Annotated in this window: 1 protein-coding gene; it reads left to right on the top strand. The window is 34.7% G+C overall.

The features are described from left to right. On the top strand, window positions 1–251 hold a 251-nt coding region (locus ACYYG1_RS17700; protein ID WP_461211645.1), incomplete at both ends, for a hypothetical protein.

Here is a 251-nt window from a genome sequence, read left to right as displayed (position 1 = left end):
ACAGGTCGAGGATTAAGTGAAGCAATTGTCCGTCAAATTTCAATGACCAAACATGAGCCTAAGTGGATGTTAGATTATCGTTTGCAATGCTACAAAATATACAAAAAACTTTCTATGCCCCATTTTGGTCCGGATTTATCTGAAATTGATTTAGAGAATATGCTTTACTATCAAAAAATGACTGACAAAAAGTATCGTGATTGGGATGAGGTTCCGGATAAAATAAAAGCAACTTTTGAACGTTTAGGAGT

It is taken from the genome of Desulfocurvus sp. DL1XJH-121 (assembly GCF_054819825.1).
The sequence above is the reverse complement of the archived record's forward strand: the minus strand, read 5'-3'. Positions and strand labels throughout refer to the sequence as shown.